Below are 17,765 nucleotides of genomic sequence, written 5' to 3'. Positions count from 1 at the left end.
TGCATTCACTTCACCGCGCCTAAGGCGTGGCTGTGCGGTCCGGATCACTCGGGTGAGTGATCCGAACCGGCTTTTTGAGACCTTTTCGAGACCTTTTCCCTAACGGCGGCGGTAAGTCGCCACCCCGTTCACCACGACGAGTTCGATTTCCACGGAGTGCTGCGCCGGGCCGTTGAGGGGGTGCAGGACGGTCGGCTGGCCACCCTGGTGGATGACCACGTTCACGCCCAACCGGGTGGCGATCAGGCGGGCGGTCAGGTCGCGCGCGTTGCCCGCCCGGGTGTTCTCGTCCGGGTCGCGGAACGACCAGTTCAGGTGCTCCACCAGCGCCCCGTACAGGTGACCCCGGCGCATCGGGCGGGCGACGGTGAACTCCGCGACGGTCTGCGCCGCCTCGTCGCTCGACGCCATGGTCACCACGCCGTGCCGCAGGGTCACCGGGTCGACGCCGGCCGCCTGGCCGATCGCCGCGTACAGGCCGTCGGCGGTGGGCGGCGGGGCGGTGGGCAGCAGGTCGGTGGCGATGAACCGCAGGTGCCGCCGGGCCTCGCTGACGTGGTCGGAGGTGACCAGGCCGTGTGCCGACACCACCTTGTGCTCCGGCTGGATGCCCGCGGTGACGCCTTGGAACGGTGCGGGCACCGGCGTCGACACGGCCGGGTTGAGGGCGTTCTTCTTCGGCGCGCCCAGCTGCTTGTGGGTGGTGGTGGACGGGTTCCAGGTGGTCGAGGTCTGGCCGGGCGGCGGCACCGGGAACGGCTCGGGGACCCGGCCGGCGGCGGCCTCGGCGCGCTGGTTGGCGAACCGGGTGCCTTCCTTGGCCTTCTTGTTCGCCACGAACCGCTCGGTCACGTTCGGCAGGGCGGTGTGCGACTGGGGCAGCTTGCCGTCCTTGACCTGCCCGTAGGCCAGGCGGGACAGGTCCGTGCCGGTCGCGCCGTCGACGAAGTCCGTGGTGAACGCCTGGCCGCGCACCGGGTGCCGGTTGTTCTGCGCGTCGACGTTCACCCGCTCGCGCACGTCCGCCGGGTCGTCGTCGGCCAGGTCGGGTGCGTGCACGGCGGCCAGTTCGGCGGCGTAGAACCGGTTGAGCGAGCGGCCCAGGCCGCCGAACTCCGCACCGTCCGGGCCGAACCGGACGGTGTCGTCCACCAGCGGCACCAGGGCGTCGAAGAACAGGTTCGGCTCCGGCGTGTAGGGCAGCAGCGGGTGGATGCCGGACTGGTTGCGGCGGGCGTGCATGTCGGCCGCGATCTGCTGCTCGAAGCGGGCCACGAAGTCCGGGTCGGTGACCGTGTCCACATAGGACTGGCGGGTCTCCGGGGTGAGGGACTGGTCGGCGTTGATGCGGGCGAGCGTGTCCTGGACGAGTTGTTGCGGGTCGGTGACGCGGTAGCCGCCGCCGACGAGCAGGGGGCGCAGCGGTTCGGGGTTGTCGTCCACGTCCGTGGCGTCCATGAGGGTCGTCACGTGGGCGAAGACGTGCCGTCCGGACGGGGTGCGGCGGTCGCTCGCGTCGAAGTCCATCACCGACACGTACGGGTGGGTGCCGTTGGCGGCGAGGGCGTGGACGGCGAAGCGGTGCGCATTGCTGTCCAGCGTGCGGTTGCGGGTCTCGCCGAACGCGAAGCCCCGGTTGGGGTGGGGCAGGTTGACCAGGGCGATCGGTTCCGGGCGGGCCTGGACGGTGGCATTCGCTTGAGCCAGGGCGGTGTCGATCTCCGCGCGGGTCGGGGCGTTGACGCCGAGCACGAACGCGACCCGGCCGCGCAGGTCGGGCGGGGTGTTCGCCATGACGCCCGCGATGACGGTGTCGAGCTGGTCCAGCTCGCTCGCCCGGACGATCATGTTGACCACGAACGCCGGCGGCTCGTTGTTCTCGATGCTGCGGCGGGTGCGGTCGAGGTGGTCGCCCGGGGTGATCGGGGTCAGGGTGCGGCCTTGGGCGAGGTTCTCGAAGGCGGTGTTCTGGATGCCGCCCGCGTTGTCGAGGGTGACCGTGTTGTCGTCGGTCATCTCGACGTCTTCATCGTCCACGTCGGACGGTTCGTCGTCGGGTTCGTGGCGTTTGTTGGACTGCTCGCCGGGGACGTCGTCGATCTCCATCTCGTCCGCTGTGCGCTTGGTGGGCCCGTTCGGCGGAGCGGCGGTGTCGGACCAAGGTTCGGCGGTGGGTGGGTTGAACGACTCCAACGCCCTCATGCGGTTCTCGATGAGCCAGGCGTTCCGGGGCTTGAGGGTGGTGTCGCGTGCGTCGATGCCGGCGGTCATGGGGGCGTTGTCGGTCATGACGCGGCCCTTGCCGTCCTGGTGCTGGAAGACCGGCTTCACCGCGTCGGTCTCCAGGTACTCGTCCTGGAGGCCGAGGAAGTGGCCGACCTCGTGGGCGAGGTGGCGGGCGTCGGTGTCGACCGGCCAGGTGAGCTGGTCGGCGCGGCCCTCCGGGTCGGTGAGGGTGATGGTGGCGTGGGCGTCGGAGGGGTGGTCGGTGAACTCGACGGTGACGTGGAGCTGCCCGCCGCCGGGGAGGCGGTTGCCCTGGTTGAACAGCTCCTCGACGCCGGCCCGGGTGCGCTCCTGCACGGCCGCCGCCTGGTCGGGGTGGCCGTCGAGGTGGAGCCTGACGGTCAGGTCGTGGACCTCGACGCCGTCGATCGTCATGGTGCGGACGTCGTAGGCGATGGGGCCGCGCCACGGGTTCAGGGTGATGCCGTCGGGGCTGACGGCGGAGTTGGCCATGACGCCGCTGTCCTCGCCGCGGACCGTCGAGGTGACCGGGGCGGTGGTGCGGGCCTGTTCGATGGTGGCGTTGGGGACCGGGTTGGTTGGAGTGAACCACTCGGCGTCTGTGGTGGTGCTGTGCCGCCAGGACTCGTCGTCGAGGACGGAGCGTGACGGTTCCTGGGCGGTGATCACCGTTTCGGTGATCTTCGCGCCGACGGGTGCGGTGGGGGCGACGTAGCCCTCGGGGCGCTTGAGGTCCCAGTCGACCTTGACGTCCACGCCGTCGGCGCGGCCGGGGGTGACCTTGGACTCGATGCCCTGTTGGGCGAGGGCTTGCGCCACGGTGGCCGCGTTGGCGCCGGAGACCTCGACGGTGGGTGGGAGGTAGCCGAGGCGGTCGCGTTGGGCGGTGGCCTCGCTGAGTTCGGTGGCGAGGTCGTCGAGCTGGGTGCGCTGGGTGTCGGAGAGGTCGTCGGTGAAGTCGAACGACCGCTCGGGGGCGGGGCCGGTGGGGGTGGACCTCGGGGTGACCGGCAGGGGATCGGCCATCGGCTGCACTGGGACACCGCGCGGGGCCGGTGCGTTCGGCGGGGCCGGCTGGATCTCCGACTCGGCGGGAAGGGGCGGGGGCTGGTCCGGCGGGGTCGGGGGTGCGGGCGGCTGGTTCGGCGGGGTGGTGTTGAAGGCGGTGATTTGCTGGTCCACCGCGGACTTGGCGGCCCACCACTTGGCCTGCTCGGCGTCGGCCGCCGCGCGGCGCTCGGCCAGGGTCGTCTCGGCGGCGAGGATGGCCTGGTCGGCGTTCTCCACGATGCGCCGGCCGTCCTCGACCGCCTGGTCGTAGCGTGCCTGCGCGGCCTGGCGGTCCAGCTCGGCCTGGGCCGTGGCCTCGGCGACCGGCTGCAGGTTCAGTTCGGCCTGGACCAGCGCGGTGGTGGCCAGGGTGAGTCGTTCGACCGCCGCCAGTTCCGCCTTGCGGGCGTCCGCCAGGTTCTTCGCGGCCTTCTCGGCCGCCTCGGCGGTGTCCTTCTGCTCGTCGAGGGCTGCCTTGTGCTCGTCCTGGGCGTCCTTGAGGCTGTCTTCCAGCTTCTTCAGGTCCTGGGTCCGGGCCTCGACCACCTCGGTCGCCTCCCGGACGTCGGTCTCCAGCGCGCCACGACCCTCGGGCGGACCCGAGAACGTCGCCATGGCCTCGTTCGCGGCGTCCAGGTTCTCGTTGGCCAGCCGGAGGCGTTCGGTCGCCGTGCGCACCTGGACCTCGCGCGCGCCGACCGTGTCGCCGGTCGTCCGCACGTCCTCGTCGGCGAGCCTGGCGAACTCGGCCGTCCGCCGGGCCAGGCGTTCCAGGTCGGGGATGTCGTTCTGCCGGTCCCGGAGGTCGTCGGCGGCCTTCTGCTCCTCGATCTGGGCGTCTTCCAGCGCTTTTTGCAGCTCCGGCAGGTTCTGCGCCGCCTTGTCGTGGGCCTCGACGGCCTTCTCCAGCACCCCGTGGGCGTCGGTCACGGCCTGCTGCGCCTCGGCCTTCGCGGCGGCGGAGTCGGTGATCAGGTCCTGCGCGGCGTGGCGGGCGTCGTCCACCGCGACCTCGGCCGTGCGCCACGCCTTCGCGGTGTCCGCGACCTGCTTCTGGGCCGCGCCCAGGTCCTCGCCGAACGGGCGGCCGAGCAGGTTCTCCACGTCGGCGGCGGGCATCCGGACGTCCGCCGAGCCGGGCACGGTCAGGTCGTACACGCCGACCTTGCCGCCGCCCAGGTCGGCCACGAACCGGTACTCGACGTCGAACTCCACCAACCCGGTGCGGCCCTGCGGTTTGAGGTTCTGCACCTTGTTGCCGGTCGGGCCGGACGAGTCCGTCGTGGACGCCTCGCTCGCGTGCTTGCCCTCGATCCCGCCGGTGGTGAAGCTCGGCGTGTGGACCGGGTCCGGGTTGCCCTGCGCGTCCTTGGCGGCCTGCGAGAACCCGCCGCCGGCCACGCCGATCGACACGTCGCCGGTCTGCGCGGACTTCACGTCCGTGGACACCGCGTGCACGGTCGAGGTCGGGTTCTCCAGGTTCACCGAGTCGCTGAGCGAGCCGAGCCTCGGGTTCACCAGCCGCGCGTACACCTTGAGGTCCGCGTGCTGCGCCGAGCCCAGGGTGGACTCGTGCAGGCCGGGCACGTCGAGCGGCGCCTTGGTCATGCCGGGCAGGCCGGCCTGGAGGTGTTCGGAGCTGAGCGTGGACAGCAGGGCGTTCAGCGGGGCGGTGCCCTTGCCGGTGATCCCGCTGCCCGCGCCCGCCTTCTGCAACGCCGCGATCGCGGCCCGCCGCACGTCCGCCGCGCCCCTCATGCCCTCGACGGACGCGGTGGTCGGCAGGCCCGCGCCCGCGCTCTGCCACGCGGTGACCTGGTCCGGCCCGGCGTCGGTCGGCGGACGGCTGTCCGCCTCGGCGCGGTAGCCATCGCGGGCTTCGGGGCCGGTCGGCGGCTGCACCCGCACGCTGTCCGCGTGCAATCGCACGCCGAGGGTCGTCTCCGGGCTCACCGCGTGGCCGACGACCTTGCTGCCCTTCTCCACCACCAGTTCGAACCGGACCGGCACGTCGTAGCGGACCGCCGGCCCGCCGCCCGCGTGCAGGTGGCCGAACTGGTCGGTGGTGGCGTCGGTCGTGGTCTTGCTCTGCCCGACGCCGACGTTCGCGCCGACCGCGACCCCGACGTTGCCGGACAGGTTCCCCGACGCGTCGGGCACCGCGCTGGCGGGCACCTTCACGCCCACGCCCCAGCTCGTGCCCTTGCCCTGCGCGTCGGCGTCCTTGCGGGTGCCGGAGACCGTGTGCTCGATCTCGCGGCCGTCGTTGACCGCCTTGTCGAACACCGGCACGCCCACGTGCGCCTTCAGCGTGACCTGGTAGCTGTCCTTGCCGATCACCGCGCCCGGCTTGTGCAGCAGCAGCGGCACGCCGCCGTCCAGCGCGCTGTCCACCAGCGCCTTCACGCCGGTCGGCGAGGTCAGGTCGACCAGGCGCTGGAGGTTGCCCATCGAGTCGTCGAGCACCGAGTCCGGGATGAGCTTGGTGCCCTTGTTGACCTGCGCGGCGAGGTCCTTCACCGTGGTCGACAGGTCGGGCGCCTTGTCCACCAGGCTCAGGCCCAGCGCGCCCGGCTCGTTCGGGTTGAGCCGCTTGGGCGGCTGCATCGTGCCGTGCTTGGCGGGTTCGGGCTGCTTGACGTCCGGCAGCAGGCCCATCTCGCGCGCGGTCTGCTCGCTGACCCGCACGAACACGCCGCCCGGCATGAGCACGGCCGCCGCCTTGGCCCGCGGGGTGCCCTTGTGCGCCGCGTTCTCGTTGCGGCTCTCGGTCGCGACGATGAACGTGGCGTCCATCTGCACCAGCACGGTGCGTTCGGCGGGCGGGGTGACCAGGTTGCGGTCCACGGAGCCGCCGACCTCGGTGGTCTGCGCGTCGGACTTCGACCACGGCGTCCACTTGCCCTGCACGGTGAACCCGCTCGCGCCCTTCGGCGACGCGCCGCTGGGCCGCGCGCCGAACCCGGCGGACGCCGTGCCGTCCACCGACTTGTTCTTGGTGGTGGTCTCGGCCGCCTTCGACCCGCCGGTGGTGGAGTTCTCGGTCGGCGTGATGTCCGAGACCGAGACCAGGCGCGGGGCGCTCAGCTCGACGGACATGCCGATCGCGCCGGTCCGGTCGGCGACGCGCCGGTCGTAGCGCAGACCGGTCTCGCCGACGCCGGTCTCGGTCATCTTGCGCAGGTTCGCCTTGAGGTTCTCCGGGGAGAACATCTTGTCGATCTGGTTGCGCGACTCGGTCCCGGGCACGGTCAGCGCGGTGTCCTTGCCGCCGGCGGCCTCGTTGAGCAGCTTGATCGCGTTGTCCCGCAACGTTTCCGCGTTAGCCACGGCTTCGACGTGCAGCCAGTCCGGCTGCTTCGGCCTGGTGGTGGGCGGGTTGAGCACCGAGGAGACCGTGACGTTGGGCGGCAGCGGCACGGTGGTGGGGTCGCCGGGCTTGAACGCCTTCTGGTCGGTCTTGAGCGCCGACCCGTCCGACACCCACAGGTGGACCTTGCCGCCGAGGTCGGGGTTGTCCGCCGACGTGACGGTGGCGACCGTCTTGGGATCGGGCACCTGGAGGTTCGGCGAGCCGACGGTGACCCGCTTGACCCAGGACTGGGTGCGGCTGAACTCGGTGATCTCGATGGTGAAGTCGACCCGGTGGGCGAAGACCTGCGCGTCCGCGCTGCCCACGTGCAGGGAGTTGCCGGCCACTGTGGGGCCCGCGGTCGTCTTCACGGCCGTGGACTGGTTGTACTTGGCGGCCAGTGTGGCGGTCGGCGACACGCTCGCGCCCGGCGGCTTGAGCGACGCGCCACCGCGGCCCTCGACGCCGACGCTGAAGCCCTTCTGGGTGGCGGCGGAGCTGTCCAGCTTGGGCGCGGTCGAGGACGAGCCGCGGATGTTGCGGGCGTCCGCTTCACCGAGGTGCGTGCCCTCGGCGAGCTTCGCGGTGATCTTGACGTTGACGAAGGTGTCGTGCGCCTTGCCCTCGCGCTTGAACCGCACCTGGACGCCCGGTCCGAGCAGGCTGTCCATTTTGGACTTGAGCGCGGTGGGTGAGAGTTCGGCGTCGAGCTTGCGCTGGTTGGCTAGTTGCTGGGCCAGTTCCGCGGACTTGTGGGCGGTCTTGAGCCGGTTGCCCGCCTTCTCCCAGTCCGGCAGCAGGCCCTTGAGGTCGGGGACGTCGCGCAACGCCTGCTCCACGGCCGGCAGCACGTTGCTCGCCGGCGCGAACTCGCCGACCCGGATGTTGCCCGCGGCCAGGCCGGTGGACAGGTAGAGCGGTTCGTAGCGGGGCTTGCCGTCCTTGGTCGGCTTGGTGAGGGTGTCGCGCGTGCCGGGCGGGGTGGGCAGGCCGTGCGCGGCGGCCTCGTGCAGGCCCATGCGGACGTAGGAGGTGACCGGGAAGGTGTGGCTCTTCCCGTTGGACGTCTGGACTTCGACGTTGGTCGTCACCTTGTAGAGGCCGGTGTCGCCCTTGACCTGGATGCCGGTCTTGTTGGTCGTCGTGGTGCCGGTGTTAACGGTGACCGACGTCTTCGCGCCGTAGCCGCCGGTGAGGCCGGCCGAGCCGACGCCGACGCTGGGCGCACCCACCCCGCCGCCGACCGCCGCGCTCACGTCGACGCCGCTGCTGACCGTGGAGCTGACGCCGGTGCCGGTGGTGGTGGCGTCGTGCAGGCGCAGCTGGGCGGAGTTGTGGGTGCCGAGCAGTTCCGCGGTCACCGGGTGCGCGGTCATCCGCACCGCGCCCGTGTGACCGCCGTTCGGGCTGGTCAGGTTGGGTGAGGTGACCCAGCCGCCGAGCATCGGGCCGAGGTTGTCGCGGATGTTGGTGCCGCTGAGGAAGTCCCGCAGGGCCGTGCGGCCGTCCGCGCCGGGGAGCGTGATCGACGGGTGCAGGGCTTCGGACAGGGCCTTGAACGCGGCGTTCGCGTCGGCTGGGTTGACGTGGACCGCTTCGGGGACGACGTGCTCGACCTTCGTGCCCCAGTCGTCCTTCGGCGGCCTGATGTCGCCGGGGACGCCCGGGCCGAGGTGGCGCAGGTCGTCCGGGATCTGGAGGGACACGCTCATCGGGCCGTCGTTGTCGGTGCGCACGTTGGCCTGGTCCAGGACCGTGCCCGACACGGGGTCGGAGAGGGTGACCAGGACGGCGACCGGGACGTCGACCTGCGTGGACGTCTCGCCCGCGCGGATCACCCGGTTGTCGACGGTGGACGTGCTCGTGGTGACGGTCGTGGCCGGGGTGGAGAGCGGGGCGCTGACCGAGAGCGCCCCGTACGCGCCGAGCCCCTGGCTGGCGGACGCGCTGACGCCGACCGTGTTCGCTGTGGTGAGGTTGGTCGTGGTGGACGTGGTCGCGCCGCTGTTGACCTGCATGTCGACCTTGGTGGTCTGCGGCGGGGTGCTGGTCGGGTCGGCCGCCGGGTTGTGCAGGACGGCCTGGACCTTGGCGTCGAGCCAGGTGCCGCCGACCTTGACCTGGAAGGTGCGGCCGGGGCCGAGGAACGACTCGAAGTTGGTGTCGAGCTGGTGGCCGATGTGGTCGACGCCGAGTTGCTTGGCGTTGGGGTTTTGGGTGTTGAGGAGAGTGGTGATGGCGCCGGTCACCTTGGCCACGCCGTGCACGTCGTTGGTGGCGATCGTGCCCAGGCCCTGGTTGGACTGGAAGAACTCGGGGAGGGGGCCGGGGAGGACGGTGGTGGGGACCGGCGGGGTGACTACGACCATCGGGATGGCCTGCGGCGGTGCCGGGCGGGTGCGCGGGGCGGGCGGCGGTGGCGGGGGCGGTGGTGCGCCGTTGTCGTCCGCCGGGTTGGCGCCGTTGTTGGCGGGTGGTGGAGGGGGTGGTGGTGTGCCGCCGTTGTCGGCCGGCGGGGTTTGGGTGGTGGGGGCCGGGGTGGGGCCGTGGAAGTACTCGTTCAGCATGGTGCGGAAGGCATGGTCCGCGTTGAACGGGTTCCAGGGGCGGTTCGGCCGGTTCAGCTCGTTCGCGAGGCGGTCGACGTTGTCCTGGTAGCGGTTGCCGCCACCGGGGAACTCGTTGTACTGCGGCGTTTCGCCCAGCCGACCGGCCAGGGCGTCGGTGACCCGGCGGGCGAGCAGTTCGGTCATCGCCTCGTCGGGGTTGAGGTTGGCGCTGTAGAGGCCGCCCTCCCCGTGCCGGTGTGCGAAGGTCCGGTCGCTGCCCACCGAGTGCGCGTGCATGAACTCGTGCACCAGCAGGTGCCGGATCGCGTCCGCCCGGCGCGCGGAGTCGGTGGAGAGGCCGTTGAGGTGGCCGGTGTTGAGCAGGACGTGACCGTTGATCGCGCGGGCCGGGTTGGTCTCGGTGTTCTGGATCAACTGCCGGCGCATGGCGTCCGCGTCGCCCTGACCGGCCTTGAGCTGGGCGATCTGGTCCAGGAGCTGGTTCAGGCGGGCGGTCGCGTCGGGGTCGCCGTTGTTCAGGCGGGCCAGGAAGTCCGGGCTGAGGATCTCGGTGCGCACCTGGCGCGGGTCGATGCCCTGGTCGGTGAGCTGCTCGACGGTCAGGTCGGTCGGGCCCCGGTCGTTCACGCTGAGGGCTTCGTCCATCGCCTGCTGGACGGCGAAGTGCCGGGCGAACGTCCCCTCGTCGAGGCGCACGATCAGGTTCGGGTCGACCGCGGGCCGGGTGGTGATGCCGTAGTCGTGCTGAAGGGTGTCGAACATCGCGTCGAAACCGGCCTGGATGTGGCCGACGTCGATCTGGACGCCCGCGATGTCCAGCGGGGACGACGGCAGGGGGTCGGGCAGGCGCGAGGAGACACCCTCGGTGAGGGAGTCGTTCAGGCGCGCGGAGAACGTGGCCGGTGGGCGGGACGGGCCGGCGTCCGGCTGCGGCGGGAGACCGCCGGGGGGTGGCGGTGGGGGCGGGCCGGCGTTCTGCTGCGCCGAGGGGCCGCCGGGTGGTGGTGGGGGTGGCGGTGCGCCCTGGTTGTTCCGGCCCGCGTTCTGGTTGGCCGGTGCGGGAGGTGGCGGCGGTGGTGGGGGTGCGCTCTGGCCGGCCGTGGTCGTGGTTGGCGCAGGAGGCGGTGGCGGCGGTGGTGGGGGTGCGCTCTGGCCGGCCGTGGTCGTGGTTGGCGCAGGAGGCGGTGGCGGCGGGGGTGGGGGTGCGCTTTGGCCGGCCGTCGTGGTGGGCGCGGGTGGGGCGACGGGGCGGACGTCGGTGTCGGGGCGGAGGCCGTGGTCGGGGAGGCGGGGGGGTGGGGATTGGCGTGGGGAGTCCGGGTCGTGGAGGGTGGCGTGGTCGGCGTCGGGGACCATCACCTGGCTGCTGGTGGTGCGCTCGATCTGCCACAGGTGCCGCGGCTTGAGCTCCGGGTCGGCGTCCACGCCCGCGCCCATCAGGCCGTTGTCCTGGACCACCAGGTTGGACCGGGTGTGCCCGGCGGGCAGCGGCTTGCCGTCGCTGTTGAAGATGCGGGCGTCCGGGTTGTCGGCGTCCTTGTACTCGTCGGGCAGGCCGAAGTAGTGCGCGACCTCGTGGGCGAGCACGTTCGCGGACGAGTTCGTGCTCCAGTTGAGCTGGTCCGGGTTGGTGTTGGTGGAGACGTTGATGCTGGTGTGCGCCTGTGCCGGGTCGGTGACGAACTCGACCCGGGCGTGGAACTGGTCACCGGACGGCAGCCGGTAGCCCTGGTTGAGCAGCCGGTCGACGCCCTCGGTCGCCCTGTTCCGCACATCGTCCACAGTGGACTGTGACACGCCGTCGGCCGGGTTGAGGTGCACCTTGAGCGTGTACTCCTTGACCCACACGCCGGGCGCCACCTCCATCCGGCGCACGTCGTGCTTGATCAGACCGGTGATCGAGTCGATGCTGCCCGGCGTGCTCGACCGCTGCACGTCGGCGACCTCGGTGTCCACCGTGCGCACGGGTGCCTTGTCCCGCACGGAGTCCCACTGGCTCGACGGCTGCGGGTTGTCCGGGGTGAACCAGTCCGCGGTGCTCTCGGTGCTGTGCCGCCAGGACTCGTCGTTGGCGATGTCCCGGGACTGCGGCGGTGCTTCGGTGTTCGGGGGTGCCGGAGTGGTGTCGGTGGTGGTGTCCGGGGTGGTGGCCGGTTGCGGGGCGGGGCGGCTGGACGGGCCCGGGTCGTTCGACGGGACGGCCGGGGTGTCCAGCTGGTCGCTGCTGAGGTCGGTGACCCACTTCAGGCCCGACCACTGGTCCTTGACGGCCGGGTCGAACAGGGCGTTGAAGTCCGTGGGCTTGACCAGCGGCTTGAGGGGGCCGTTCTCGACCGGCTGGAAGCCGAGGTCGGAGTTGTGCATGGTGTAGCGGCCCATGAGGCCGTCGGACGGCTTCATCCAGGGGACCGGCGAGTCGTTCAGCACGGTCGGACCGGAGATGTCCGACGCCAGGTTCTTCAACTCGCTGTCGAAGGTCTGCGGCGGCATCTGGTTCTTCAGGGACGTGTACTTCTGCGGGATGGTGTCCGCGAACGACCGGATGAAGTTCGAACCGGGCGGGGCGACGATGAAGTTGTTGTTCAGCGACCCCTTGTCGTACCGCCTGTCGGCGGCCTCGGCCACCTGCTCGGGGGTGATCGGGTCGTTCTTGCCCAGGCCCAGTTCGTCGCGCACGCTCGTCTCGTCGCGCAGGCGCGGGGCGAACAGCGGGACGTCGTCCTGCCGCATCCGGATGTCGCCCATGGCGTTGAGGTCGACCGAGCCGGGGGCGATGTCGACGTCCGCGTAGACGCCGCCCTGCTTGGCCAGGACGGCGTAGCGAACGATGTCGGACGCGAGGTTGTAGGCGCCGGCCTGGTCGGCGTGCTTGTAGATCTCCGCGAGGGTCGGCTTGCGGTTGTCGGCACGGCTCTCGACGTCGAGGGAGAGGTCGTTGACCAGGGCGTCGGTGTCGGTCTTGATGTCGATGCCGGCGTCGTTGAGCTGCTTGACGACGTCCGGGTCCCACTTGGCGGCGCCCTTGTCGGTCCAGAGGGTGATCTTCCACTGGCCGTCGGTCTGGCCCGCCTTGCCGGCCCACTCGACCATGTTCTCGACCGCGCCGGGCTTGGGCGTGGCGCCGAACCAGACGAAGTTGACCTGCTTGGGCACGTCGACCGGCGGCACGCTCGGGGTGTCGGCGACTTCCTGGTCGAAGTGCGCCTGGAGCTCGGCGTGGACGTCGGTGCCGTTCAGGCGGTTGAGCAGGATGCGGGCGCGAACGGGTGCGCCTTCCTGCACGGCCTGGGTGATGTGGCCCTTGAGAGTGTCGAGGTCCATCGAGGCGGGGTTGGCGCTCGGCTTGAGGACCGGTGCCATCGGGCTGGGGGTGGTGACCGTGGGGGTGGGGTCGGAGGTCGGGGTCGGGGGTGGGGCGGGCTGGAAGACGCGGCTGACGTTCTTGATGGTGTTGGCGACCTGGGCGAGGCGCGGGGGCGGCCCGACCTGCGCCTTGCCGCCGCTGTTGACCACGACGCCGGGGGCGACGACCGGGTTGACGGTGGGTGGGGCCGGGGTGCCTGGGGTGATGGGTGGTGCTGGGGGGCGGGCGGTGTTGGGGGCCGGGTTCGCGCCGGTGTTGGGGGTTGGCGCGGGGTTCGGGTTCGGGTTCGTGGAGGTGGTCGCGGGGGCGGGGGCCGGGCGGGTGCGGGGCTGCGGGTCCGTGTTGGGCGAGACCGGGGCCGGCGCGACCGGGGGTGAGGTGACCGGGGTCGGCGTGGGGGTGGCCGGTGCTTGGGTGACCGGGGTCGGCTTGGGGGCCGGGGGTGGGGTCGAGGGGGAGGACGGCGGTGCCTTGGTGATGGTGCCGTCCGGGGTGGGCGGCTTGGGTGCGTCGAACACGCCCTTGCCGGGGCCGCCGGCGAACTTGCTGGTGCGGTCGCTGCCGGGCGGGGTTGCGCCGGGTGTGGCACCGGGGGCCGCCACCGGTGGGACCGCGCCCGGGGTCGTCGGGGTGGCGGCCGGGTTGATCGGCGGGGTGGGGACGTTGGGCTTCGGTTGTGCGCCGGACGGGGGCGTGTTCTGACCCGGCGTCGAAGTCGGCGTGTTCTGGCTCGGCGTGTTCTGGCTCGGCGGGACCTGGGTGGGGGGTGGCTTGGGGCCGCCGGTGTCCGACTTCGGGGTGGGCGGTGCGGAGGGTGGGGTGGACGGGGACGAGGTCGGGGCCTTGTCGATGGTGCCGTTGCCGGTGGGCGGCTTGGGCGTGTCGAAGACGCCCTTGGTCGGGCCGCCGGTGAACTTGCTGGACCGGTCCGTGTTCGCCGCCGCCGGACCTCCCGGTGCCGCGCCCATCGGTGGCACGCCGCCGGCCATCGGGGGGACCGTGCCGCCCTTGGGGGTGGAGGTGGCAGGGTTGGTGGTCGGCGGGGTGGCCGTGGGGGCCGCGCCCGCCGCCGTCTTCGCGCCCGGACCGAGGTTGGTGCCGGGTGGGGTCGCTCCCGGACCACGACCAGGAACACCGCCAGGCACGCCACCGGGAACGCCGCCGGGAACACCACCGGGAACGCCGCCGGGGACCTTGGGGCCGCCGGACGGCGTGCTGCCCCCACCCTTCGGGGTGCTCGTCGGTGCGGCACCGGTCGGCGGAACGGTCGTGGACGGGAACGCCCCGGTGGGCACAGGCCCGCCCTTGGGGCCGGTGATCGGCGCGACGGAAGGTCCGCCGGATGTCTTGGGTCCGCCGGTCGGAGTGGTCGTGGGTCCGCCCTTGGGGCTGGTGACGGGCCCGACGGACGGGCCACCAGGTGTCTTGGGTCCGCCGGTCGGAGTGGTCGTCGGGCCGCCCTTGGGGCCGGTGATGGGCGCGACGGAAGGTCCGCCGGATGTCTTGGGTCCGCCGGTCGGAGTGGTCGTCGGGCCGCCCTTGGGGCCGGTGATGGGCGCGACCGAAGGGCCACCCGGTGGCGTGGCGCCCGGAACACCCGGCCCCGTCCCGCCCTTCACCCCGCCGAACGTGCTGACCTGCGGCCCCGACGGCTTCGGCGACACCGGGGGAGCCGTGGTCGGCCCACCCGGCGGCTTCTGCGCCCCGGAGTCCGGGTTGAACTTGTTGAACTCCTTCTGGCTGTTGCGGTCGGTGTCGAAGTGCGTCTGCGCGGTCGCCTTCAACCCCGCCTGGACGTTGCCGAACGTCGTCGCCGCCCGCTCCGCCTGCGCCACCGAGTTGTTGTTCGAGTTGTTCAACGCGGGCACCGCGAACAGGCCGATGGGTCCGAGCGCGTTCCCGCCCAACTGCAACCCGCGCAGGCCCCCGGTGATGGCGTTCAGCCTGGACTGGAAGTCCCCCGCCTTGGACTGGAGGCCGTCCATGGTGGAACTGCTCATGCCGAACCCGGACGACCCCGTCGGGCCACCCACCGGCGGCGGCGGAGGCGTCGGTGACGGGGAAGGCGACGGTGACGGCGACGGGCTGGTGTTGCTGCTGCCACCGGGGTTCTTGGGCGCCATGAGCGGTTCTCTCCTGCGGGGTGGCTAGACCTGGACCTTGGGCGAACCGCTCGTGTCCGTGGACGGAGCGGAGTACTTCGCCTGGTACGAGTCGTAGGCGGACTTCGCGGCCTCGCCGGACGACTTCGCCTCGGCGGCGGCCTGCTCGACGGACCTGCCCGCCTCCTGCGCGGCCTTCGACGCGCGCTCGGCCGCCGCGATGTCGGCGTCGCTGCCGGACGCGAAGGCCTTCGCGTTGGCCTCGGCCGCGGCGGCGTTGGCGGCGGCGAAGTCGGCGTTGGCCTGCTCGTACTTGGCGTTCGCGGCCTTGGCGGCGTCGTTCTTGGCGGACATGTCGTTCGCCGCCGCCTCCTGCGCGGGGTCCGCGGCGCCGCCGGGGTTGTTCTTCTTGTACTCGTCGTAGGCGGCCTTGGCGGCGTCGTCGGGCGCCTTGGTGGCGTCCAGCGCCTCCTTGGACTTGTCCGCCGCGTCCGACACGTCCCGGGCTTCGCGCGCCGCCACCTCGGCCGCCTTGGCCGCCTCGCCGCGCGCCGCGTCCGCCTCCGCCTTGGCCGCGTCGAACTTGGCCTTCGCCGCGTCGTAGGCCGCCTGGTCACCGGACGCGGCCGCCCTGTTCACCTCGTCCGCCGCCGCCTGGGCCTTCTTGTTGGCCTCGGCGGCCTTGTCCGAGGCCTCGCTGAGCTTGTCGCCCGCGGCCTTGGCCTCGTCGGCCTGCTTCTTCTCCTCGTCCTTGGCGGCCTGGTACTTCTCGTTGGCCTCCTTGGCCTTGTCGTTGGCCGCCTGGACCTTGTCCATCTCGTCGTCTTGCTTCTTGGCCTTGTCGATGTCCTTGTCGACGTCCTTGGCGGCCTTGTAGCTCTCCCAGGAGATCTCGGCGACGTCGGCGATGTTCTCGAACCGGTCCCAGCCCTTGCCGATCTTGGTGACCACGTCGTCGAGGTTCTTGATCCGGGCCATGTTCCGGGTCAGCGCCGCGATCAGCCGGGCGATGCGCGCCGCGATGTTCGTCGCCAGCGCCACCGCCTTGCCGACCGCGAAACCGATGAACGCCGCGATCGACGCGCCGAAGGTCGGGATCGCGGCGGCAGCGGCGGCGATCGCGCCCGCCAGCAGCGACCCGAGCAACTGGGCGATCATGTCCCGGACGATGTCGCGCAGCACCTGCACCAGCACGCCGCAGATCGCGACGATCTTGGCCTTGGTCTCGACGGCGTTGGCGAGGTCGTCGAGTTCCTTGCCCATCGCGTCCATGCTGGCCTGGAACCGCTCGGACGACTGCCCGGTCCAGCCGTCGAACTTCACCAGGCCCTGCTTGTGGTCCTCGGCGAGCACGCGGATCTCGGCGGCCTGCTTCTTGGTCGCGTCGACGTTGGCCTGGATGTCCTCGGGGTCGCCCATGAGCTGGTCGAGACCCTCTTTGAGGAACGACACGTGCTCGATCAGCCAACCGATGCCCGCGCCGAGCAGCGAACCGAACGGGTCCATGGCGAACATCGCGACCGACGAGGCCGCGCCGATCGCGTTGAAGGTGATGTCCAGGACCTTCTCGGTCTCGGACTCGGCGTCCTTGCCGATGGAGTCGATCAGCCCGTCGAAGGCCTCGATGAACAAGGAGCCCTTGAACTTGTTCTCCTCGGTGATCTCCATCCCGGGAGGCGAAGCGATCGGCTTGTCGGGGGCGGTCATGGCTTGGCCTTCCTAGGTCACCAGGGCTGGTTGTCGTCGTCTTCGTCGTCGTCGCGCGGCGCCCGCCTGACGGGCCGCTGCGGCGCGACCGGCTGCGGACGGTGCGGGACGCGCTGCGGTTCGGGCTCCGGCTCGGGTTCCGGGTCGAACTCGTCGACATCCTCGGGCTCCTCGTGGGCGGCGATCGAGTCGAGGACGAACCGCATCGCCTCGGTGTCCGCACCGAGCGGTTCGAACGCCTCGACCACCTTGGCCGCCGCCACCTTCTGCGCGGACCGTGCGGTTTCCAGGATCAAGGCGGTGAGCCGGGCGGGGCCGAGGTCGCACGCGCGGTGCCCCAGTTCGAGGTTCATCAGCGCGCCGTTGGGCCCGACGGTGACCGTGACCTGCCCGTCCTGACTGGTGGCGCGGCCGTTGGCGGCGGCGAAGTTCTCTTGCAGGTCGACGGACTTGCGTTGCAGGTCGGCGATCCGCGACTCGTAGTCGTCGAGCCATGCGCGGGGGTCCAAGGCTGCCTCCTGGGGTGGATACCGGTGCAGGCTGGAGTTCAGCGGCCCCCGCCAACGCGGTCCCAACGCGCCACCAACGGGTGGCCCGCAGCCGAGTTGTCCGCGGCACCTTCCGCTCGCCGGACGACAGCGGGGAGATCCCTCCCGCAGCCCACCCACTCGCACCCGGCAGTCGCCCACCCGCACCCGGCAGCCCACTCACTCGCACCCGGCAGTCGCCCACCCCCACCCCGGCAGCGCGCTAGTCCGCACTCGGCAGCCCTGCTCGTCCGCACCCGGTAGTCCACCCGTGCTTTTGCCGCGCAGCGGCTGCTTTTAGGCCGCGCTCCGCGCGGCGGGCTGCTATCAGCCACGGCGGGCTTCGGTTCCCCCACCGTATGGCCTGCCCGAAGGGCTACCACAGATTCACCGGGTGCCGCCAAAAAGTTTTGCGAGGAACGAGCAAAAGTTTTTAGCGGCACCCGGTGAATCTGTGGTTGGCTTTGCCGGGCCATGCGGTGGGGGAACCGACGCCCTTCCCCCCATCGGCGGCCTCCAGGCCGCTTTTGATCTTGAGAGCGCGTCGGCGCGGCTGCTCGAGAGCGCTTCGCGCGTTGTTCAAAGCGCTTAAAGCGCTTTCAAAAGCTTGAAACGCGCTGACGCGCTCTCAAGATAAGACGGCTTGGGAGGCCTCCGGGGGAGGAAAAGCAAAAGCGGGGCTTTCCACCCTCCCTGTATGGCCTGGCGGAGCCCGCCACAGATTTCCCGGGCGCCGCTAAAATTTTTTGCTCGTTCCTCGCAAAACTTTTGGCCGCGCCGGGAAATCTGTGGTAGCCCTTCGGGCGGGCATACGGGGAGGGCGGAAAAGCCAAGAGCCACCGCGCT

The 17,765-nt window shown here is 71.4% G+C and carries 4 protein-coding genes; 1 reads left to right on the top strand and 3 read right to left on the bottom strand.

The window, feature by feature from the left end; all coding sequences use genetic code 11:
• Window positions 1–99: 99 nt before the first annotated feature.
• Entirely contained in the window at window positions 100–14,583 is a 14,484-nt protein-coding gene (locus tag RIN75_RS14955) for a glycosyltransferase (protein WP_309112502.1), read from the bottom strand.
• On the opposite strand from RIN75_RS14955, the gene RIN75_RS14950 reads away from it, so the two are divergent.
• Complete coding sequence (locus RIN75_RS14950; RefSeq protein WP_309112501.1) at window positions 14,567–14,734, top strand: hypothetical protein; 168 nt, start codon at window positions 14,567–14,569, stop codon at window positions 14,732–14,734. The two genes, RIN75_RS14955 and RIN75_RS14950, sit on opposite strands and share 17 nt — an antisense overlap.
• Here RIN75_RS14950 and RIN75_RS14945 read toward each other — a convergent pair.
• Together RIN75_RS14945 and RIN75_RS14940 are read right to left on the bottom strand one after the other, a co-directional pair.
• Window positions 14,731–16,392 (bottom strand): hypothetical protein, encoded by a 1,662-nt coding sequence (locus RIN75_RS14945; RefSeq protein WP_309112500.1) that lies wholly within the window; start codon window positions 16,390–16,392, stop codon window positions 14,731–14,733. The genes RIN75_RS14950 and RIN75_RS14945 overlap by 4 nt on opposite strands.
• A 17-nt stretch (window positions 16,393–16,409) precedes the next feature.
• Window positions 16,410–16,901: a YbaB/EbfC family nucleoid-associated protein gene (locus tag RIN75_RS14940; RefSeq protein ID WP_309112499.1), complete on the bottom strand. Its 492-nt coding sequence runs from the start codon at window positions 16,899–16,901 to the stop codon at window positions 16,410–16,412.
• Window positions 16,902–17,765: the final 864 nt, after the last annotated feature.

This window comes from Saccharothrix sp., assembly GCF_031180885.1.
Classification (GTDB): domain Bacteria; phylum Actinomycetota; class Actinomycetes; order Mycobacteriales; family Pseudonocardiaceae; genus Actinosynnema.
The sequence above is the reverse complement of the archived record's forward strand: the minus strand, read 5'-3'. Positions and strand labels throughout refer to the sequence as shown.